The sequence below is a fragment of the Rahnella inusitata genome, from assembly GCF_965118895.1.
Taxonomy (GTDB): Bacteria; Pseudomonadota; Gammaproteobacteria; order Enterobacterales; family Enterobacteriaceae; genus Rahnella; species Rahnella inusitata_A.
This window is the reverse complement of the sequence record NZ_CBCPJJ010000022.1, coordinates 175,695-197,550: the sequence shown is the minus strand read 5'-3', so window position 1 is coordinate 197,550 and position 21,856 is coordinate 175,695. Positions and strand designations below refer to the sequence as shown.

Here is a 21,856-nt window from a genome sequence, read left to right as displayed (position 1 = left end):
CTGCTTAATTAAAGCCTTACGCAATCTGCCCTTTATATTTCCGCATTATATTTATAATGCGGTCACCGGGATTTTCATGCCTGTTTCAGACTGACGGAAAACCATCATGCCAATAAGACCCATAAAACTCACCTGCCTGTTCGTTATTCTCGGGCTGAGCGGTTGCGATAATTCGCCGACGGTTCAGCAAGCCCCGGCCCCCACCGACGTGGGCATTGTCACGCTTAAAGCCCGGCCGTTTAATCTGGTCAGCGAATTAACCGGGCGCACCACCGCCACGCTGACTGCCGATGTGCGGCCGCAGGTGGGTGGGATTATTCAGAAACGGCTGTTTACCGAAGGCGATATCGTCAGGGCCGGTCAGGCGCTGTATCAGATTGATCCGTCATCTTATAAAGCCACCTACGATCAGGCCGCCGCTGCGTTGAAAAGCGCCAAAGCACTGGTGATTTCCGACTGTCAGAAAGCGAAGCGCTACGCCACGCTGGTGAAACAGCAAGGTGTGTCGCAGCAGGACGCCGATGATGCGCAATCCGCGTGTGCGGAAGACCGTGCCAGCGTCGATGAAAAAGCCGCCTCGCTGGAAACCGCCAGAATCAATCTCGACTGGACGCGCGTCACCTCCCCCATTGACGGACGCATTGGCATCTCTTCTGTCACACCAGGCGCGCTGGTTTCCGCCTCGCAGGACACCGCGCTCGCCACCGTGCGAAATCTCGATTCGATGTATGTCGATCTCACCCGATCCAGTGCCGATTTACTGAGCCTGCGCAAACGCGCGCTGGCGACCAACAGCGATACGCTCGGCGTCACGCTGACGCTGGAAGACGGCTCGATATATGCCGAAAAAGGACGTCTGGAGCTGACCGAAGTGGCCGTCGATGAAGCCACAGGTTCTGTCACCCTGCGCGCCGTGTTCCCGAATCCGAAACACGTGTTATTACCCGGTATGTTTATTCGTGCTGCGGTCGATGAAGGTGTAGTCGAAAATGCGATTCTGGCACCGCAGCAGGGCATTACCCGCGACGCGAAAGGCGAAGCCACCGCGCTGGTCGTCACGGCAGAAAACAAAGTTGAACAGCGCCATGTGGAAACCGGTGAAGCGACCGGCACCTTTTGGGTAATTACCAAAGGCCTGCAGGCCGGGGATCGCATACTGGTAGAAGGCAACGATAAAGTAGCCGCCGGTGACACCGTCACACCGGTAGAAGTACAACCCGCCGTCGTGAATGACAACACCACCCAAAGCATTGAAGGAGCAGCCTGATGTTTTCACGCTTCTTTGTACGCCGCCCGGTGTTCGCGTGGGTGATTTCTATTCTGATCATGATGGCCGGTGTGATGGCGATCCGCACGCTGCCTGTGGCGCAGTATCCGGACGTCGCGCCGCCGTCGGTTAAAATCAAAGCTACCTATACCGGCGCTTCCGCCGAAACCCTTGAAAACAGCGTCACGCAGGTCATCGAGCAGCAGCTTACCGGTCTCGATAACCTGCTGTATTTTAGTTCAAGCAGCAGCTCGGACGGCTCTGTGGATATCACCGTCACCTTCCAGCAAGGCACTAACGCGGATACCGCGCAGGTACAGGTGCAGAATAAAGTGCAGCAGGCCGAGTCACGCCTGCCGACGGAAGTGCAGGAAGCGGGCGTGACCGTCACTAAATCGCAATCCAGCTTCCTGCTGATCATGGCGGTGTACGATAAAACCGACAAAGCCACCAGTTCGGACATCGCCGACTGGCTGGTGAGTAACATGCAGGATCCGCTGGCGCGCGTCAGCGGCGTCGGCAGTCTGCAAGTGTTCGGGGCGGAATACGCCATGCGCATCTGGATGGATCCGACCAAACTGGCGGCCTATGACCTGATGCCGTCCGACGTGCAAAGTGCGATTGAAGCGCAGAACGTGCAGATTTCAGCCGGTAAAATCGGCGGACTGCCCTCTTCAGACACGCAGCAGCTGACCGCCACCGTGCGGGCACAGTCACGTCTGCAAACCCCGGAGCAGTTTCGCAATATTATCGTTAAGAGCAATACCGGCGGCGCGGTTGTGCGCATCAGCGACATCGCCCGTGTCGAGATGGGCAGCGAAGATTACACCGCGTCTTCACAGCTGAACGGCCATCCGGCGGCAGGTGTCGCCGTGATGCTGGCACCCGGAGCCAACGCACTCGATACGGCGACGCTGGTAAAAAATACCATTGCCGAATACCAGCGCAGCATGCCGAAAGGCTATGACGTGGCGTATCCGAAAGACAGCACTGACTTCATCAAAATCTCCGTTCAGGACGTGATCAAAACGCTGGTCGAAGCCATCGTGCTGGTGATCGTGGTGATGTACCTGTTTATGCAGAATATACGTGCCACGTTGATCCCGGCGCTGGCGGTGCCCGTCGTTCTGCTCGGCACCTTCGGCGTGCTCGCGCTGTTCGGGTATTCGATCAACACCCTGACGCTGTTCGCCATGGTGCTGGCCATCGGGCTGCTGGTGGATGACGCCATTGTGGTGGTGGAAAACGTTGAGCGAATAATGCATGAGGAAGGGCTTTCCGCCCGCGAAGCCACCGAAAAATCGATGGGTGAAATTTCCGGCGCGCTGGTGGCGATTGCGCTGGTCCTCTCCGCCGTCTTCCTGCCGATGGCTTTCTTCGGCGGCTCGACCGGCGTTATCTACCGCCAGTTCTCCGTCACCATTATCTCCGCGATGATCCTCTCGGTGGTGGTAGCGCTGACGTTAACTCCGGCACTGTGCGGCGCGTTTCTGCGTCATAAACCGCAGGCCAAAACCGGCTTCTTCGGCGGCTTCAACCGCCTCTATTCCCGCACTGAAAACCGCTATGAGAATGGCGTGATGCATGGCCTGCGCCGCCCGGTGGCGATGGTGCTGCTGTACGGCTCCATGTCAGCGGTAATGGCGTTCGTCATGTACAGCCTGCCCGGCAGTTTTCTGCCAACCGAAGATCAGGGCGAAATCATGGTGCAATACACCCTGCCTGCCGGCGCGACGGCCAACCGTACCGAAGCGGTGAACGACCGTGTGACACAGTGGTTCCTCGATAAAGAGAAAGACAATACCAACGTTATCTTCACCATCACCGGGTTTAACTTCAGCGGCAGCGGCCAGAACGCCGGTATGGCGTTCGTCTCGCTGAAAAACTGGGACGACCGACCGGGCAGCACCAATACCGCGCAATCCATCGCCGGGCGCGCGATGCGGGATTTATCGGTTATCCGGGATGCAAAAGTCATCGCCATGACGCCACCGGCGGTAGACGGCCTCGGCCAGAGTAACGGTTTCACCTTTGAACTGATGTCCACCGGCGGCACCAGCCGTGACGAACTGATGAAACTGCGCACCGAACTGCTGGCGCTGGCGGGTAAAAGCCCGGAACTCCAGTCGGTGCGCGCCAACGACTTACCGCAAATGCCACAGCTACAGGTGGATATCGACAACAATAAAGCCGTGGCGCTCGGGTTATCGCTCAGTGACGTCACCGCCACCCTGAGCAGCGCGTGGGGCGGTACCTACGTCAACGATTTCATCGATCGCGGACGGGTCAAGGAAGTCTACATTCAGGGCGACACTCAGTTCCGTTCTAAACCGGCAGACCTGAATAAATGGTTTGTGCGCAGCAGCGATGGCACCAGCATGACGCCGTTCTCCGCCTTCGCCACCACCCGCTGGAGCTATGGCCCGGAAAGCCTGTCGCGCTACAACGGTTCTACCTCGTTTGAGATTCAGGGCGAAAACACTGACGGCTACAGCTCAGGTGCTGCCATGGCAAAAATGGAGGCGCTGGCGGATCAGCTGCCCGCAGGTTCGACGTGGGCGTGGAGCGGATTATCGTTGCAGGAAAAGCTCGCCAGCGGCCAGGCGCTGAGCCTGTATGCCATCTCGATTCTGGTGGTGTTCCTGTGCTTAGCCGCGCTGTACGAAAGCTGGTCGGTGCCGTTCTCGGTCATTCTGGTTATTCCGCTCGGCCTGCTCGGTGCCTCACTGGCGGCGTCGTTCCGCGGCCTGAATAACGATGTGTATTTCCAGGTGGCGCTGCTGACCACCATCGGGCTTTCGTCGAAAAACGCCATTCTGATCGTCGAATTCGCCGAAGCCGCGCTTAAACAGGGCAGTACGCTGACCGCCGCCGCTGTTTCCGCCGCCCGCACCCGTTTGAGACCGATTTTGATGACCTCGCTGGCGTTTATCGCCGGGGTGATGCCGCTGGCGATTGCCACCGGCGCAGGCGCCAACAGCCGCATCGCAATCGGGACCGGCATCATTGGGGGCACGCTTACCGCCACCCTGCTGGCTATTTTCTTTGTTCCGCTGTTCTTCGTGCTGGTGAAAAAAGTATTCACCCGCCACAAAGACGCGCAGGAGTAAGACATGATTTTTCGTCTGAGTATTCTTTCGTTGTCCATGCTGCTGGCAGGCTGTATTTCGCTGGATCCCGATTATCAGCGCCCCGCCGCCCCGGTGCCGTCCGTGTGGGCGGCGCAGGGAACCCCGGCAGACGCCAGTGCCGTGCTGACCGACTGGCAGCACATCATGACCGACGCACGCCTCAACAACGTGGTCGAACGGGCGCTGACCAGCAACCGTGATTTGCAGGAAGCGATTGCTGACATCGAATCCGCCCGCGCCCTGTACGGCGAGCAGCGCGCCAGCCTGTTCCCCACCGTGGATGCCGAGCTGTCGCAAACCCGCAGCCGGACGCAGGATGCGGGCGTCAGCAGCAGCGCTACTGCAGATGGCGCGGTGAGCAGCTTTGAAATTGATTTATTTGGCCGCAACCGCAGTCTAAGTCAGGCGGCGAAAGAGACCTGGCTGGCGAGCGAATCCACCGCCCTGAACACCCGTCTGACGCTGATTGCCGAAACCAGCACCGCGTGGATCACGCTGGCTGCGGATAACAGCAATCTGAAACTGGCGCAGGACACCATGACCAGCGCCGCCGATTCCCTGCGTATCACGCAACTGCGGCAAAAAGAAGGCGTAGCCTCCGGGCCGGACGTCAGCTCCTCGATGGCGATTTATCAGCAGGCGCGCGCCAGCGTCGCCAGCTATCAGACACTGGTCGCGCAGGACATCAATGCGCTGAACCTGTTGGTCGGCGACACCGTGCCGCAAAATCTGCTGCCGGGTACGCTCGAATCACTGTCACCGCAGGCCATCGCGCTGGTGCCTGCCGGGGTGTCCTCCTCGGTATTATTGCGCCGCCCGGACGTGCAGGAAGCCGAGCACAACCTGAAAAGCGCCAATGCGGATATCGGTGCCGCGCGGGCGAACTTCTTCCCGTCGCTGTCGCTGACCGCCAGCGCAGGCGTCGGCAGCAGCTCGCTCTCGAACCTGTTCAGCCACGGCGCCAATGTGTGGTCATTCGCCCCGAGCCTTTCCCTGCCGCTGTTCACCGGCGGCAGCAACACCGCGCAGTTACGTTATGCCGAAGCGGAGAAAAAGGGGCTGATCGCCGCCTATGAAAAAGCCATTCAAAGCGCCTTCAAAGACGTCTCCAACGCCCTCGCACGCCGCGCAACGCTGGATGAGCAAATGGATGCACAACAGCAATACGTCGCTGCCGCGCAAAGCAGCTACGATATTTCCCTTCGCAGCTATCAAGCCGGAGCCGGTGATTACCTGACGGTGCTGACTAATCAGCGTTCATTGTGGTCGGCACAGCTGGATTTGATCGCCCTGCAACAGACCGATTTTGAAAACCGGATTACGCTGTGGCAGTCGCTGGGGGGTGGCGTGAAGTAAGACGTCGCAGGCAGGAAGGCACTTGCAGCTATACTCTATAGCCACAATATAGAGATACACTATCGCTGCAATGTCACCTGCCTGGAGCAATTATAATGAACAGAGAATTGAATGATTTTGAACGTTTTGTCATCGAAAACAAAGGGACAGAACGCCCGAATACCGGCGAGTATAACGACCATTTTTCGCCAGGCCGTTATGTCTGCAAAAGATGCTCTGCGCCGCTCTATTCCTCAGAACACAAATTCGAATCCCATTGCGGATGGCCTGCTTTCGACGATGAAATTCCGGGTGCGGTAGAACGTGTACCGGATGCCGATGGCCGCAGGACGGAAATCGTTTGTGCCAACTGTAAAGCGCATTTGGGGCATGTTTTTGAGGGCGAATATTTAACTGAGAAGAATCTGCGTCACTGCGTCAATTCCGTCTCAATGATTTTTGAAAGCGCCGACGAGCAAGGCAATTATCATAAAGCAGAATAAGCGCTGATTCTGACAGAACGCTGTTTCGGACATTTTTTGTCTTAAGAATCCTGCTGAAATAAGGCTTAAATAAAGACCCTGTTATGTCTGCGCACATTCCCGGTGAGAATAAAAATCACAAAACCTTTTGCATCAAATTGATACATTTTGTTATGTTATCACATATCATGTATTCAAAGGCGATGAGCGGGTTGAAGGGAATGACAGCAGAAAAGGCGAAAAAGTGCCCACCGGTTCTGGCGGTAGAGGGGCTGACGTTATGGATCGCCGGTGAAAAGCGCCTCTCGGACGTCAGCTTTCGCATCCATGCGGGCGAGCGCGTTTGTCTGCTCGGCGCTTCCGGGTGCGGCAAATCCCTGACCGCCAAAACCATCACCGGTACGCCGCCAGCGGGTGTGCGCCTCAGTGGCAGCATTCGTGTCAACGGTGTGGAAGTCTGCGGGAAACATCCGATTATGCGGCCTCATGCAGGCCGCGTGGCGACGGTGTTTCAGGATTCTTCCACCGCACTGAATCCGCTAATGACGCTCGGTAAACAATTGCGTCTCGCCCTGCCCGCTGCCTGCGAGGATGAAATCGCGGCCATGCTGGAGGCCGTCGGGCTCGGCGATATTCCACGCTTTGCGGCCCGTTATCCGGCGGAGCTTTCCGGCGGCCAGCGCCAGCGTTTATGTATCGCGCTGGCAATGCAGTCATCCTCTTCCCTTTTGGTCGCTGATGAGCCGACTACCGCACTCGATGTACTGACCCAGCAAAGAGTCATCGACGTAATGCGCGAGGCCTGTGAAGCTCGCGCACTGCTGTTTATCACCCATGACATCACGGTCGCTGCGCAGCTTTGCCAGCATGCGCTGGTGATGGAAAATGGCCGGCTGGTTGAATCCGCCAGCATGGCGCAGTTACTGTCGCATCCGCAGCATCCTTACACTCAGCGTCTGGTTCACGCGGCTAAAGAGGCCGCACTGCCTCAGCAAATTTCATCTCTTTGCGCAGTGGCGGTCTGATGTCATCTTCCCTGCATCTGGTTACCGAACCATTTCTGCACCTTCACAACGTCAGCCGCCATCTCTCACTGCCACGCGCTTTCTGGCGGGCACCGGTGGAGCCTAATATGCTGTTCTCGCGTTTGTCGCTCAGTGTTGGTCGCCATGAACGCATCGCACTGGTGGGGGCGTCCGGCTGTGGAAAATCGTCACTGCTCAAAATTCTGCTGGCGATGGACGCACCGGACAGCGGCGAGGTGTTCTGCGACGGCGTGCAAATTCGCCCCGGCTCCGCGCGTTCGCTGCGCGGGTACCGTCGCCGCGTGCAATATATTCCGCAGGATCCGGCCGGTTCACTGCCGCCGAATCACACCATCAGCCAGATCCTGGCGGAGCCGCTCAAACGCCTCGGCTATCACGGCGAAATATTGTCGCGCGTGCGTGAAGTTCTGACGCAGGTCGGGCTGTGTGAAACGCTGCTGCACCGCAAAGCGGGCGCATTGTCCGGCGGCCAGGCGCAGCGCGTAGCGATCGCCCGTGCGCTGGCGATTTCCCCTGAATTTCTGATTGCCGATGAGCCGGTCAGCGGGCTGGATCTGCCACTGCGCGCGCAAATCAAGCAGCTGTTGCAGCAGGTGACGCAGCAAAACGGCATGGGGTTGCTGATGGTGACGCACGATATCTCGATGATCACCGGGCTGTGCGAGCGGCTGCTGGTCATGCACGCTGGCCAGATTATCGAAGACCGCGCAACACAAGATATTCTGCGTTTACCGCACCACCCGCATACCCGCCAGCTGTTGCAGGCGATCCCTCATTTACCTTTGACCGCTCACGGATAACCGGATGTTTACCCGCACTTTTTCGCGCACTGGCGCACCCTGGCCGCCGTTGCTGCTCGGCAGTAATCTGGTATTTAACATTGGCTTTTACGCGGTCGTGCCGTTTCTCGCCATCTTCCTGCGCGATGACATGCTGCTCTCAGGCTGGGCGATCGGGCTGGTGCTCGGGCTGCGTACTTTTTCACAGCAGGGGATGTTTTTGGTTGGCGGCGCGTTGTCCGATCGCTTCGGTGCGCGGAAGGTGATTCTGTGCGGCTGCGTGGTGCGTATCGCCGGGTATCTGCTGCTCGGGCTTTCTGACACGCTGACGCCGGTGATTATCGGGGCCTGTCTGACCGGCATCGGCGGCGCATTGTTTTCGCCCTCTATCGAGGCGTTGCTGGCGCAGGCCGGGACGCACAGCGAGAAAGCGGGAAAGCGCAGCCGCGCCGAGTGGTTCGCGCTGTCAGCCGTGTGTGCAGAGCTGGGCGCAGTGCTCGGGCCGCTGCTCGGATCGCTGCTGTCCGGCTACGGTTTTCAGCCGGTGGCGCTGGCCGGTTCCGGCCTGTTCCTGGTGGCGCTGGTGGCCTTGTTCTTCACCCTGCCCGCAGCGCCGAAACGTGCTGCTGAGCTGAAAATTGTCCCGTGGTGGCAGACCTTCCGTCAGCCGCGCTTTGTGGCCTTTATCGTGGCTTACAGTGCTTATCTGTTCAGCTACAACCAGCTGTATCTGGCGTTGCCGGTAGAACTGCGCCGTTCAGGCGGCAGCGAGCAGGATCTCGGGCCGCTGTTTGTGCTGGCGTCAGTTCTGGTGATCGTACTGCAAATGCCACTGGCGCGTTTCTCCCGCCGGACTGGTGCGCGAATCATCCTGCCTGCAGGGTTTCTGATGCTCTCTTCAGCCTTCGCCGCTGTCGCGCTGTTTGCGTGGACGGTGCCGCCGGAAGGCTGGCTGCGCCTGCTGCCGTCGGTGCTGCTGATCACGCTACTGACCGTCGGCCAGATGCTGATTGTGCCGGTGGGAATGGATCTCATACCGCGCTTTGCCGGGCAACATAATCTGGGCGCGCATTACGGTGCACTCTCCTCTATGGGCGGGATTGCCGTGCTGGCGGGTAATTTCCTGCTCGGCGGCCTGCTTGATGACGCGCTGGTGCCGTCGCCCGGCGCAGTAATCCCCTGGCTGGCGCTGGCCGCCGTCCCGTTTTTAAGTGCACTGGCGATGTGGCGAATCTGCCGCCAGCTGCCTCCTCCCGCAATCTGACAAGGAATTTCTGATGTCACCGTTACGCATAAGCCCGCTGGCCGGGCTGCTTTCTGCTGCACTTTTACTGACCGGTTGCTTCAACGAGGCCGATAAAACCCCCAAAAACAGCGGGGATGCGCGCCTGCGTCTGGCGATGTTACAACCGCCGCGATCAGGCCTGACGCCGCTCAGCGATGATGCGTTCAAACTTTCGCGCTGGAGTACGGCAGAAACGCTGGTCGTTCTCGATAAACTCGGTGAAGCGCAACCGGCGCTGGCGACAAAATGGCAGCAGACCGGTGAAAACAGTTGGCGGTTCGAACTGCGCCCTGATGTTAAATTTCACGACGGCACCGCGCTGGATGCGGCCACTGTCGTGAACGCGCTGACCGTTGCAGCGCACGCGGCACCCAAACCTCGCATTCTGGATGGCGTGCAACTGACCGCCGCTGCCGACGGCGAACGGGCGGTGATCGTCACCACGGCACAGCCGGATCCGCTGCTGCCACAGCGTTTATCCAGCCCGCAGCTGGCGGTGTTATCACAAAAAGCCTACAGCGCCAGCGGCGTGGTAGATCCGCGTCATACCGGCTCCGGCCCGTTCGAACTGGTGCAGGTCAACGGCACCAGCAGCGCGCGCCTCGAACGTTTCGATGGCTACTGGGGTGAAAGCGCCAAAGCCAGCGGCATCGACGTCAGTTTTGTGCCGGACGGTACCGCCCGTGGCGCAGCTCTGCGTACCGGCACGGCGGATATTGTCGAAGCCATTCCGGTTTCGCAGGCGCCGTTGCTCGATCAACGCTTAATCCACGAAGTGCCGATGCCACGCACCAATACGCTGTATCTGAATACGAAGTCTGGCGTGATGCAGGATCCGTCGCTGCGTGCCGCCGTACGTGATGCGATAAACCGTCAGCAGCTGGTGGATAACATCTACGAAAAACGCGCCGACGTGGCGCAGGGATTGCTCGGCCCGGCGTTACCCTGGGCGGCGCAGCTGCGACAACCGGTGAGCGCGCCGGTGACCGCGCGTAAACCGGCGGGTGAAACCATCACGCTGGCGACCTTCAGCGACCGTGCCGAACTGCCGGAAGTGGCGGTGTATCTGGCGCAGCAGCTGACCGCCGCCGGTTTTAACGTCAAACAGGTGGTGCGCGAATATTCACAAATCGAGACCGATGCGCTGGCGGGTAAATTCGACGCCTTTATTCTGTCCCGCGCCACAGTGCTCGATTCCGGCGATCCGGTAGCGTATTTGTACAGCGATTTTTCCTGTAAAGGCTCATTTAACATCGCCCAGCTTTGCCGCCCGGAAATCGATCAGGCGCTGCAACGTGCGTCGGTCATTCCGGCCGGCGTTGAACGGCGCAAAGCCATTATGCAGGCTGAAAACCTGATCCTCGCCACCGATGCCGCCATTCCTATGTTGCACGAGCGCGTCATTCAGGGTGAAGCCGCTAATGTGCGCGATGCCGTGCGTGATCCGCGTGAACGCACGCTGATCAATGCCGCAACACAGCGCGTGGAAGAGACCGACTGATGAGTGAGTCCCTGTATTGCCGCACCTGCGCGGGGGTCAGCCGTTTTCGTCAGAGCCAGCCGAAGACGTTGTTGCCACTGCTCTCCCGCCTGCTGACGCTGGCCGCGATTGTGGTGCTGATCGGCCTGCTGCCATGGCTTTCCGGCACCGATCCGGCGCTGTCTTTGCTTCGTGCCCGCTCCGGCGATCAGGAAGCAACGGCGGAGACACTGAACGCGATCCGCCTCTCGCTCGGGCTGGATCAGGGGCCGTGGCACGCGCTTGTACACTGGCTCAGCGGTCTGTTACGCGGTGATGCCGGGATATCGTGGGTATCGGGAATGCCAGTGTTGCCTGGCATGTTACGGGCAACCGGAGTTTCACTGACGCTGATGGCGTCGTCGGCGCTGGTGGCGATGATCATTGCATTGTTGCTCTGTGCGGGAACGCTTAAGCGTGGATTGCAGGGCGGTACGCCGCGTCCGGCGGGTTTTCTGGCGGCGCTGCTGACTGCGCTGCCAGAGTTTTTACTGGCTTCACTGTTGCTGATCGTCGGTGCGGTCTGGCTGTCGCTTTTTCCACCCTACGGCTGGCTCGGCTGGCATTACGCCGTGCTGCCCTCGCTGGCGCTGGGTTTGCCTGCGGGCGGCTACCTCGGACGTATTTATTCCGATGCACTGACCGGCACGTTTAACGAAAGCTGGCTGACGACGTGGAGCGTGCTCGGCATCAAACGCCGCCACACGGCGCTGGCGGTCATCATGCGCGCACTGCCGGGCGTGATGCCGTTAACCGGTCTGGTGCTGGTGGCGCTGACAGGTGGTGCTGTCGCGGTAGAAAAAGTGTTCGCCATCCCCGGTCTTGGTCGCGCTACGCTCGGCGCAGCCGCAGCCGGTGACTTACCGGCGTTGCAGACCGGCGTGTTGATCCTGCTGCTGCTGGCGTCCGTCACCGGCATGCTGGCAGGCGGCGCACGACGGTTGTTGCTTGGACGTGCGCTGTCGCTCGGCGCTGTGCCGGTTCCGGTGCAGGCCGCGCCAGCGCATAAACAACGGGCGTGGATCCCTTTGCTGTGTCTGGCAATTCTGGTGGCGATGGTGATTGCCGGTTTACCGCGCGACCCGCTGACGTCCGGGTATCTGCGTTTACAGCCGCCGTCGCTGGCGCTGCCTTTCGGGGCGGATGCGATGGGGCGTGACCTTCTTGCCCGCGTCGCGCACGGCACGCTCAATACCTGCTTACAGGCGCTGGCCGTATCGTTAATGTGTCTGGTTATTGGCATGGCCGTCGGTGCTTTCCCGCGGGCGATGACCGGTCCTATCGAAGTGACCAACGCGCTACCGCCGGTGATCGCCGGATTAGTGGTCGCTGCGGTCAGCGGCCCGACCGCGACCGGTGCGATTATCGCAGTTACGGCCGTCAGCTGGGCCCCGCTCGCCGCGCATACCGCCGCGCTGGTGGCAGAAATTCAGGCGCGTCCTTATATGAAAATGCTGCCGGTGGTGGGCACGGGGACGTTACGCCGCACGGTATTTTATGTGCTGCCTGCCCTCTCCGGCCCCTTACTGCGCCACGCCATGTTACGCCTGCCGGGCATCGCTCTGGCGCTGGCATCACTCGGCTTTCTGGGGCTGGGCGCACCGCCGCCTGTGCCGGAATGGGGGCGCGTTCTGGCTGAAGGGATGCCCTATATCGAACGCGCCGGATGGAGCGTCTTGGCTCCTGCCGTCGCGCTGGGCGTGTTATCGGTCATGGCGGTCACGCTGAGCAGCCTGAGAGGGAAAAAATCCGCCGCCGCACATTGAACCGTTATCTGAATCGCTAAATCGCGCTAAGCTGTCGGCTCGATTTTTTAACGGGTGACAGGAAATGGATGCGCGTAAACCGCTGGACGGCTTCGCCAGCAGTGTAATGGTGGTGTTGTGTGTAATCTGGGGCGTGCAGCAGGTGGCTATCAAAAGTGCCGCCGCTGACATCACGCCGTTATTGCAGGTCGCGCTGCGCTCCGGCATCGCCGGACTGGCGGTACTGATTTTGTTGCTGGTGCGCCAGCGTAAAATTCCTTTCAGCGCCGAAAATATCGGCCCCGGTTTGCTGGTCGGCCTGCTGTTTTCCATCGAGTTTATGTTTGTCGCCGAAGGCCTGCGGTTCACCACGGCGGCGCACATGGCCGTATTCCTGTATACCGCGCCAATCTTTGCCGCACTGGGGCTGCATTTTCTGGTACCGGAAGAAAGGCTGAGCGGGCTGCAATGGTCAGGCGTGGGCGTAACGTTCATTGGCGTGATTGTAGCGTTTCTGTTTGGCAGTCACGCCACGAATTCACCGCAGGCCAGCAACATGCTGCTCGGCGATTTCTTCGGGCTGCTTGCCGGAGCATTCTGGGGTATGACTACTCTTGTGGTGCGCCGCAGTAAACTTTCCTCAGGCAGCGCGACCATGACACTGTTCTATCAGCTGGCAGGCGCTTTCGTGCTGCTCGGCGGGCTGGCGGTGCTGACTGGCCAGACCCACTTTCATCTCACGCCGGTGTCGGTCACCAGCATGGTGTTTCAGAGCGTGGTCGTTACCTTCGCCAGCTATCTTGCCTGGTTTAGCCTGATGCGCCGATATCACGCCTCAAGACTGGGGATCCTGTCATTTATGACACCGGTGTTCGGCATTATCGCCGGTGTTGTTTTCCTGCACGAACCACTGAAGGTGAATTTCATTATCGGTGCCCTGCTTATTATGCTCGGCATTTTGACGGTCAGCGCCGAAAGCGTGTTGAAGCAGTGGGTGGCGAAGCGACGCGGGTGAGCCGGAAGGAGCAGAGCGATTAACGCATCGTAATGACGCATGAATTTTTAAGGTGAAACGTTTGAAGAACGCCAGAACGCATCTGGCGCTACTAGAAAGACCGGCGGATGTGCTGGCGGAAATTATGGAATCTCTATAAATCTTTCATCGCTCAACCGGGGATAGTTGGCGACCGGTCTGGTCGCTCAACCCGGACAGAACTCTCGTTTAGTGAACGCTTTTGGCGAAGTTATTTAGCCAGGAGTTCTTTTCGCACGATTTCTGCCCCTGCGCTTAACGCATCAAGCTTGCCTCTTGCAACTGAACGAGGTAATGGGATCATCCCGCAGTTGGTGCAAGGATAGAGCTTGTCGGCATCGACAAACTGCAGGGCTTTTCGAAGCGTCGCCGCGACTTCTTCTGGGGTTTCGATGGTATTAGTCGCCACGTCAATGGCGCCCACCATCACCTTTTTCCCGCGAATAAGCTCCAGAAGCTCTATCGGAACATGAGAGTTTTGACATTCCAGTGAAATAATATCGATATTCGATTTTTGCAGTTTTGGAAAAATCTCTTCGTATTGTCTCCACTCTGTCCCGAGCGTTTTTTTCCAATCTGTATTGGCTTTGATGCCATAGCCGTAGCAAATGTGTACCGCAGTTTCACATTTAAGCCCTTCAATGGCTCTCTCTAACGTGGCAATCCCCCAATCATTCACCTCATCGAAGAAAACATTAAATGCGGGCTCATCAAACTGGATAATATCGACACCCACGGCCTCTAATTCTTTGGCTTCTTCGTTGAGAATTTTAGCAAATTCCCAGGCCAGCTTTTCGCGGCTTTTATAATGATTATCATACAGCGTATCAATCATCGTCATCGGCCCTGGCAGAGCCCATTTAATAGGTTGACGGGTTTGCTGGCGTAAAAATTTGGCATCTTCAACAAAAACGGATTTTTGGCGACTTACCGGGCCAATGACTGTCGGTACACTGGCTTCATAGCGATTACGAATTTTAACCGTCTCACGTTTTTCGAAATCAACGCCGTTGAGATTCTCAATAAACGTAGTGACAAAATGCTGACGCGTTTGCTCGCCATCACTGACAATATCAATACCGGCTTGTTGTTGATCTTCCAGGCACAAACGCAGGGCATCTTTTTTGCCGTCAATTAATTCCTGATCTTGCAATTTCCAGGGTGACCAAAGTACTTCAGGTTGCGCAAGCCAGGAAGGCTTAGGTAAGCTGCCAGCCGTCGACGTAGGTAATAACTTTTTCATTATGGATGACCTTGTAATTTTGTTAATCAAAGAACGGAATTAGCAGTCCACTGTTCAAGAACACGTTGGTATGGTTTGATGAAGTTTTCCTCAGTAAACCTCCCCTGCTCAATAGCTAATTGGCTACGTTCCTCTCGATCATAAACAATTCGCGTTAAAGAATAATCCTGGAAATTCAGGCTTGGCTGATACTCTTTTCCTGCTGCTGAATTAGCATTATAAATCTCAGGTCGGTAAATCTTTTGGAAAGTCTCCATCGTGCTGATGGTACTTATCAGCTCAAGATTAGTGTAATCACTGAGTAAGTCGCCAGAAAAATAAAAAGCCAGAGGCGCGACGCTATTTTCAGGCATGAAATAACGGGCACGTAATCCCATTTTTGAGAAATACTCATCAGTCAGGGAAAGTTCATCCTGCTGATATTCAATACCCAATACCGGATGTTCATTGCCCGTACGATAATAGGTGTTTTTACTTGAAACACTCAGACAAATGACCGGTGTTTTATTGAAATTGTCTTTATAAACATCTGAGTTTAGGAAGCATTTGAATATATTACCGTGGAATTCGCCAAAATTGTCCGGCAGGCTAAATTCAGTTTGTTTTTTATTGTGCTCTGGCAGTAATACGCTAAAATCAAAATCTCGTACATAAGAGGAAAAGTTATTTCCCACAATGCCGTCAAAGCGTTCGTTGGTTTTCTTATCAACAATATTGGTTTTCAATATTTCAATCACCGGGAAGGAATCGGCCTTTCCTTCAATGTGAATATTCAACTGAACAGTAATGATTTCCAGTTCGACTGAATAACGATCACCCTTCGGATTATCCCAATGTGCCAGGGAATTGAAGCGGTTATCAATCATCACCAGGGTGTTACGCAAGTTTTCCTGGCGCTTCTCACCCCTTGCCAGATTGGCAAAGTTGGTTGTAATACGCGTACTTTCCGAGGGGTTATAATTTTCGTCGAAACGAATGCTCTTAAGAGTAAAAGTAAATTCTTTATTCATTGTAATTTGACTTCCCGACTTCTGATATAAAACCTGATTTTATTGGTTGCTTTTCAGGGCTTCCCCGTTTTTTTGGTTTTTTAGCAGTCTTCATGTTTTATTAGGTTAACGACGATGTACAATTTATGCCTGAGTCGTTGATTGAGGAAAAGTGATTTAATTTCACTGAACATGAACGATATTCATGATCGGGTATAGGATCAGGATAGCGGCAGGGAGATGTTCAGCGTGACTCACTGAACACCTGTAGTAAAGCAATGAATAAGAGGATTGATGATGCTCTTAATCCCTAAAAGGGATAAAACCGCGATTTGCCCTCCCCGCTCCCCCATGTTCAAATACTCTTTTGCCCGTTTTCACAGAAGCGCCGATGAAAAAAAGTGAATTTATCGCTCAGGATCTGCTGAGCAAGATTTATCAGCACAGCGGATCACTCCCTGAAAAATTACCGCCGGAACGCCAGCTGGCAGAAGAGTATGGGGTTTCGCGTTTCACCGTGCGTAAGGCGCTGGAAAAAATGGTGAGCATCGGGGCGGTGCGGATCGTACAGGGCTCGGGGATTTACATTAATCCGGGCGTCAGCAGTAATCCGCTGGTATACAACTCGATCACTGAAAAGAAATTCACCGATATCAGTTTCAAAATGCTCGAGCTGCACAAACGGCGGCCGGACAAAGAAGAGCAGCAGGTCTTCGGATTAACCCGCGACGATTTTATCTGGGCATTCACCCGCTTGCGCCGCATTAATCAGCGCAATGTGCAGATCGAATACTCACGCATGCCAGCAGAGGGGTTTGCCGATCTGAATCAGACAACGATTGAGCATTCTATCCAGCAATACGTACTGAGCAAAGGCTATGCGATTTCGCATTCCCTCACCCGCTATCAGGCGGTGACGGTCAGTAAAGAGCAGGCGCAAACGCTCGGTTGCAAAAAAGGCATCGCCGCCATGCACATTACCAACAGAGGCATTTTGCAGGGCGGACGGGTGTATGCGTTCAGCGATATCGTAGATATCGATTATTCCTGCACTTACGTCATCCCGTTTAATCAGGACAATCTGGCCTTCCGCCAGACTTAAGGCGTGTGGATCACGCCGTTCGGCAGGCGGCTTTGCGTCCATTCATGCGGGCGATAGACCACCGGAAACTCATCCGCTGCCGACTGGTCAAAACCTACTCCGATCCCTACCTCTTCACTCGGATAAAAATAGCCGTTCTCCGGTGCCTGCGCGCCGGGGAAGACCTGCTGCGTATTCGCCGGATAGGCCACAAACTCCTGGATCGCAGCATTATGCAGATGGACGTTCAGATGCGTATTCACCGCAGCGCCGATGGGCGTCATGTCCGGCGGGCAATGCCACGCCAGCCGTACGCCGAAACTCTGGCAGAAATGCGCCAGTTTCAGCGCCGGGGTGATGCCGCCGATTTGCGAAACGTGGCAGCGGATGAAATCGATCCGGCGGTTGATAATCAGATCTCTCCACTCGGCCGGATTGTTAAACAGCTCGCCGGTCGCCAGCGGAACAGCGGTCTGGTTGCGGATCTGCGCCAGCCATTCGTTTTGATCCGGCGGCAGAATATCTTCGATAAAGTAAGGGCGATATTGCTCGACGGCTTTGGCGAACTGCACCGCCTGCTGCGGGAACAATCGTTCGTGAACATCGTGCAGAATGTGGAACTGATTGCCATATTTCTCACGCAGCGCTTTGAACATCGCCAGCGTGTTATCTATGTATTGATCCTGGTCGTAATACGCGCCTGCCGACGGTTCACGCGTGCTGTGGAAATCACGTGCATTACCGCCGTAAAAGCCCAGCTGGCAGCGGATGTGACGGTAACCTTCGGCCAGAAGACTGTCCACTTTCCCATAGAGTTCTTCCAGCGTTTCCCCGGCCGCGTGGCTGTAGGCGGTCACCGCATCTTTCGATTTACCGCCAAACAGATGATACAACGGCATATTCGCCAGTTTGCCTTTAATATCCCACAGCGCCATGTCAATGCCTGCGATAGCGTTGTTAATTACCGGGCCGTTGCGCCAGTAAGCGTTGACCATCATCATCTGCCACAAATCTTCGATATGATTCGCATCGCGCCCAACCAGCAACGGCTTAAGATATTCATCGACCATAAGTTTGACCGCAAGAGGGCGCTGCTGGAACGTCGCGCAGCCCAGCCCGAAAACACCGCCGTCGGTTTCAATTCTCACCACCACTAAATTATGGCGATCCGGGCGCGTAATCTGGCATTCAATATTAGTAATCAGCACAGGCTGCATGAGAAATCCTTAATACTTTTCATGATGAAAGTCTGACTTGCCAGCAGAAGAAAATGGCAAAGGAATATTCGTATTGAGGTTATTTCAACGTATTTTCATCCTGCTTGTAAACCTTAAATTAATGAATTTATTTTGGTCTGAAAGCGACACCAATAACGCATTAAAACCGTACCAATTTTACTTTTCTCGCTGATAGTGTGGCTTTGCAGTAATGTTATGTGATGGAGATCGGGTTTTATTGGTTTGTTTTTAAAAACGGGCGTCATTACACTTCATTCCCATCTGACAAAACCTTTCGTCACGGAGTTCCAGGGTGAATAAAGAAACAATGCAGTCAGTCATTAAACTGGTTGGCGGTGCAGAAAATATAAATAAAGTCTGGCATTGCATGACGCGCCTGCGTTTTGATTTAGCCGATGAAAATAAAGTCGCGTGGGAAGAGATTAAAAATCTGCCGGGCGTTTTAGGTGCACAAAGCCAAAGCAGCCAGGTACAGATTATCATCGGCCCAAAGGTCAATGTGTGGTACGAAGCTATCGTGTCACAGCTGGAACCGGTCGCCGGAGCAACAGGAAATGTTTCCACAAAAGGACGCAAAAGCCTGGTCTCGCTGTTTATGGACACAGTCTCCGGCGTGTTCGGGCCGATCGTTCCGGCCATCGCAGGTGCGGGGATGATCAAGGGGTTACTTGCCGGATTGATTGCGCTGAAAATCATTTCGGGAAAAAGCGAAACGGTGATGATCATTGATTTGATCGCCAGCGGTGTTTTCTACTTCCTGCCCTTCTTTCTGGCAGTCTCTGCCGCAAGGATTTTCAAGACCAACGAATATCTCGCCGCCGCGGTTGCCGCCTGCCTGATGTACCCGACGCTCATCGACGCCGCCAAAGCGCTGGCCAGCCATACCGCCGGCGCACCGACCGCGCTGTATTTTATGGATGTGCTGCCGGTTTCGGTCTTCAACTATTCGGCCAGCGTGATCCCGGTAATTTTCTCGGTACTGGCGCTGAGTTACATCCACCGTTGGGTGGATAAAATCATGCCGGACGTGCTGAAAACCGTTTTCACACCTACCCTGACGTTGTTTATTGCCGCGCTGGTTTCACTCACGGTTATCGGCCCGGCAGGGATTTACCTCGGTAAACTGCTGGCGTACGGGATCCAGGGATTATTTGACGTTTCGGCCGTGTTTGCGGGCTTTATCGTCGGGGCGATCCGGCCGGTGGCGATCCTCACCGGGATGCATCACGCTATGACGCCGATCGCGCTGCAAAACTTCACCGATCAGGGCTGGGACATGCTGATGCCAATGATGTTTATGGCCAACATGGCGATTGCCGGTTCAACCTTTGCGATTTACTTCCACGTCAAAACTCGCGAACAGAAATCCGTGGTACTTTCGGCGGCGATTTCAGGGCTGTTGGGGATCACCGAACCGGCGCTGTTTGGCGTACTGACGCGCTACAAAAAAGCGTTTATCGCGACGACCATCAGCAGCTCGGTGGCGTCGGCGTTCATCGCGTTCTTCGGGGTGAGATTGTACGGCTATATTCTGTCGAGCATTTTCAGCCTGCCCGCCTACATTGGCCCGTACTTTATCTATGTTCTGATGGGCGTGACGCTGTCTCTGGGGCTGTCATTTACGCTGACGTATCTGATGGTAGTAAAAGGAAAAGGCACCGAACAGACGGCGCCTCTGGTAAATCAAATACGTTAATGTGTTCAGGCCGCTGTCTGGGACGGAATAACCTCAGTCAGCGCCGAATCCTGAATACGGTTGGTCAGACGGCCAATGTTTTCAATTTCCACTTCGATGACGTCATCCTGATGCAGGAAGAGCGGAGGAACGCGGGTTTTACCTACGCCTCCAGGTGAACCGGTCATGATCACATCGCCCGGTGAAAGCTGAGTAAAAGTGCTGATATAAGCGATGATCTGCGGAATGGTGTGGATCATGTTGGCGGTGGTGTCGTCCTGCACCAGACGGTTATTCAGCCAGGTTTTAATTTTCAGATTCTGCGGGTCACCCACTTCATCCGCAGTCACCAGCCACGGGCCAAACGCGCCGGTGGACGGCCAGTTTTTCCCGGCGGTGTACCATTTATGCTGCCAGTCACGCACCGAGCCATCCATATAACAGCTGTAGCCCGCGATATGATCAAGCGCATCTTCCGCTGAAATGTTGCGGCCTGTGCGCCCGATAATAATCGCCAGCTCGCCTTCGTAATCAAACTCATTCGTCGATGCCGGTTTAATCACGATGTCGTTGTGCCCTACCTGAGAATCCGCAAAGCGGATAAACAACGTTGGCGCCGGATTCGTTTCGTTAAATTCTTTACGCTTTTCTGCGTAGTTCATGCCCACGCCGAAGATTTTGCCTGGACGGTCAATGACCGGCAGAAAACTTATGTCGTTCAACTGGAGATCGGCAGACAGTGCGACGTAGCCTTGCAATGAGTCGAGCGGATGATGCGCCATGAATTCGTTAATATCCCGGCATCCGGAGCGGAGGCCAACGTCGACGATGCCGTCAGCGTTAAGGATGCCAAAACTTTTTGTGTGTTCTTTATTGATGACGAAATTAACAATTTTCATAGATGCACTCAGATTCTTATTTTACTTAAAACAGGCGGATTCTTTGCCGCAAAAAAGGGCCACACATGGCCTGCGGTCTCGAAGATCGCGAGATTATTGACCCTGCCTCTCATGCCTTCTACTATATTTTTTTACCAAACCGATGAATTTCAGGAATACATGATAAATAACAGAGACCTGGACTACTTTGTGACGGCTGCGCAGATAATGAATTTGAGACTTGCGTCACAAAATTTAAATATAACTCAGCCCGCGCTTTCCAAATCTATCACCCGTCTGGAGAAAGAACTCAGCATAAAACTGTTCAAACGGGCAGGTCGCGGGCTGGAGCTCACCGAGGCGGGTCGCATTCTTTATCAGCGCGGTCTGGCGCTGCAAAGTTCGTATCATGAAATCACCGAAGTGATGAACGAACTAAGCAGCGGCGCGGGCGGTATTGTGCGCGTGGGTATTTCGGGTTCGTCTACCCAGTTCCTGTTACCGGAAATCTGCAAAATGTTGCAGTCGCAGGTGCCGAACATGAAGCTGGAAATTCAGATCGGCATGAACGACGTACTGTTCACCCTGCTGGAACGCCACGCGATAGATATTATTATTGGCCCGCTGGTGAATTACGAAAGCCCGGTCGTACAGATTCCGGTCACCGCCGACCGCGTGGTGGTCTGCGCCTCCAGTGACCATCCGCTGGCCGGCAAACCCACGTCTTTGCGCGAACTCAGCCGCTTTGGCTGGATCTTACCGGCTAAAACCGTATCGATGCGCCAGTGGCTGGACGGGATCTTTTACGAGAACCACTGCCCGCCGCCGGACGTCAAAGTAGAAATCAGCTCGCTGGCGTCCGTTCCCGGTTTGATCGCCAAAAGCGGATTGCTGAGTTTTCTCTCTGAAAATATTCTGGCGGAAGAAGAGTTTATTTCGCGTCTGATCCGCATCGATAACGATCAGCTGGTGATGGAGCGCCGCGTAGGGATCACGTGGCTGGAAGGAGCATTTCTATCACCCGCCACGCAGAAAGTGATCGAAGTGACTAAAGCCGTCGGCAAGAAAATGCAGATGGAAAGCCGCCGGGTATTGGAGGAATAACCTCCTCACCGGCGCGGGGTAAAATG

17 protein-coding genes are annotated in these 21,856 nt (G+C 55.6%); 13 read left to right on the top strand and 4 right to left on the bottom strand.

The window, feature by feature from the left end; all coding sequences use genetic code 11:
* The first annotated feature begins 106 nt into the window (after nucleotides 1–106).
* The 10 genes from ACMHLI_RS18820 to ACMHLI_RS18775 all read left to right on the top strand — a co-directional run bounded on the left by ACMHLI_RS18820 (nucleotide 107) and on the right by ACMHLI_RS18775 (nucleotide 13,604).
* On the top strand, nucleotides 107–1,267 hold the full coding sequence (locus tag ACMHLI_RS18820) for an efflux RND transporter periplasmic adaptor subunit (RefSeq protein ID WP_413530788.1): 1,161 nt from the start codon (nucleotides 107–109) through the stop codon (nucleotides 1,265–1,267).
* Entirely contained in the window at nucleotides 1,267–4,377 is a 3,111-nt protein-coding gene (locus tag ACMHLI_RS18815; RefSeq protein ID WP_413530787.1) for an efflux RND transporter permease subunit, read from the top strand. Before ACMHLI_RS18820 ends, ACMHLI_RS18815 begins: the two co-directional genes overlap by 1 nt.
* 6 nt (nucleotides 4,378–4,383) lie before the next feature.
* The gene (locus tag ACMHLI_RS18810; RefSeq protein ID WP_413530829.1) at nucleotides 4,384–5,754 is read left to right on the top strand and encodes an efflux transporter outer membrane subunit; all 1,371 of its coding nucleotides are present in this window, start codon (nucleotides 4,384–4,386) and stop codon (nucleotides 5,752–5,754) included.
* Between the two features lie 107 nt (nucleotides 5,755–5,861).
* Nucleotides 5,862–6,236, top strand: coding sequence for a methionine-R-sulfoxide reductase (locus ACMHLI_RS18805; RefSeq protein WP_413530786.1), 375 nt, complete (start codon nucleotides 5,862–5,864; stop codon nucleotides 6,234–6,236).
* Between the two features lie 200 nt (nucleotides 6,237–6,436).
* Nucleotides 6,437–7,240: an ATP-binding cassette domain-containing protein gene (locus ACMHLI_RS18800; protein ID WP_413530785.1), complete on the top strand. Its 804-nt coding sequence runs from the start codon at nucleotides 6,437–6,439 to the stop codon at nucleotides 7,238–7,240.
* Nucleotides 7,240–8,061 (top strand): ABC transporter ATP-binding protein, encoded by an 822-nt coding sequence (locus ACMHLI_RS18795; RefSeq protein ID WP_413530784.1) that lies wholly within the window; start codon nucleotides 7,240–7,242, stop codon nucleotides 8,059–8,061. The genes ACMHLI_RS18800 and ACMHLI_RS18795 overlap by 1 nt, the downstream gene beginning before the upstream one ends.
* Nucleotides 8,062–8,065: 4 nt before the next feature.
* Nucleotides 8,066–9,304 (top strand): MDR family MFS transporter, encoded by a 1,239-nt coding sequence (locus ACMHLI_RS18790; RefSeq protein WP_413530783.1) that lies wholly within the window; start codon nucleotides 8,066–8,068, stop codon nucleotides 9,302–9,304.
* 13 nt (nucleotides 9,305–9,317) lie between these two features.
* Complete coding sequence (locus ACMHLI_RS18785; RefSeq protein WP_413530782.1) at nucleotides 9,318–10,826, top strand: ABC transporter substrate-binding protein; 1,509 nt, start codon at nucleotides 9,318–9,320, stop codon at nucleotides 10,824–10,826.
* Complete coding sequence (locus ACMHLI_RS18780) at nucleotides 10,826–12,610, top strand: ABC transporter permease subunit (protein ID WP_413530781.1); 1,785 nt, start codon at nucleotides 10,826–10,828, stop codon at nucleotides 12,608–12,610. Before ACMHLI_RS18785 ends, ACMHLI_RS18780 begins: the two co-directional genes overlap by 1 nt.
* Nucleotides 12,611–12,674: 64 nt before the next feature.
* Nucleotides 12,675–13,604, top strand: a complete 930-nt coding sequence (locus tag ACMHLI_RS18775) for a DMT family transporter (RefSeq protein WP_413530780.1) — start codon at nucleotides 12,675–12,677, stop codon at nucleotides 13,602–13,604.
* 229 nt (nucleotides 13,605–13,833) lie between these two features.
* On the opposite strand, the gene ACMHLI_RS18770 is transcribed toward ACMHLI_RS18775, so the two are convergent.
* Together ACMHLI_RS18770 and ACMHLI_RS18765 are read right to left on the bottom strand one after the other, a co-directional pair.
* Nucleotides 13,834–14,865, bottom strand: coding sequence for a methionine synthase (locus tag ACMHLI_RS18770; protein WP_413530779.1), 1,032 nt, complete (start codon nucleotides 14,863–14,865; stop codon nucleotides 13,834–13,836).
* A 26-nt stretch (nucleotides 14,866–14,891) separates the two neighbouring features.
* Entirely contained in the window at nucleotides 14,892–15,875 is a 984-nt protein-coding gene (locus tag ACMHLI_RS18765; RefSeq protein ID WP_413530778.1) for a DUF1852 domain-containing protein, read from the bottom strand.
* Nucleotides 15,876–16,245: 370 nt separating this feature from the next.
* On the opposite strand from ACMHLI_RS18765, the gene ACMHLI_RS18760 reads away from it, so the two are divergent.
* Nucleotides 16,246–16,956, top strand: a complete 711-nt coding sequence (locus tag ACMHLI_RS18760; protein ID WP_413530777.1) for a GntR family transcriptional regulator — start codon at nucleotides 16,246–16,248, stop codon at nucleotides 16,954–16,956.
* On the opposite strand, the gene ACMHLI_RS18755 is transcribed toward ACMHLI_RS18760, so the two are convergent.
* The gene (locus tag ACMHLI_RS18755; RefSeq protein WP_413530776.1) at nucleotides 16,953–18,152 is read right to left on the bottom strand and encodes an enolase C-terminal domain-like protein; all 1,200 of its coding nucleotides are present in this window, start codon (nucleotides 18,150–18,152) and stop codon (nucleotides 16,953–16,955) included. The two genes, ACMHLI_RS18760 and ACMHLI_RS18755, sit on opposite strands and share 4 nt — an antisense overlap.
* 328 nt (nucleotides 18,153–18,480) lie before the next feature.
* On the opposite strand from ACMHLI_RS18755, the gene ACMHLI_RS18750 reads away from it, so the two are divergent.
* A complete protein-coding gene (locus ACMHLI_RS18750) occupies nucleotides 18,481–19,869 on the top strand; it encodes a PTS transporter subunit EIIC (protein ID WP_413530828.1) in 1,389 nt (462 codons plus the stop codon).
* A gap of 5 nt (nucleotides 19,870–19,874) precedes the next feature.
* Here ACMHLI_RS18750 and ACMHLI_RS18745 read toward each other — a convergent pair whose 3' ends face one another.
* Nucleotides 19,875–20,747, bottom strand: a complete 873-nt coding sequence (locus ACMHLI_RS18745) for a fumarylacetoacetate hydrolase family protein (RefSeq protein WP_413530775.1) — start codon at nucleotides 20,745–20,747, stop codon at nucleotides 19,875–19,877.
* Between the two features lie 111 nt (nucleotides 20,748–20,858).
* Between ACMHLI_RS18745 and ACMHLI_RS18740 the strand changes: the two genes are divergently transcribed.
* Nucleotides 20,859–21,830 (top strand): LysR family transcriptional regulator, encoded by a 972-nt coding sequence (locus ACMHLI_RS18740; RefSeq protein WP_413530774.1) that lies wholly within the window; start codon nucleotides 20,859–20,861, stop codon nucleotides 21,828–21,830.
* Nucleotides 21,831–21,856: the final 26 nt, after the last annotated feature.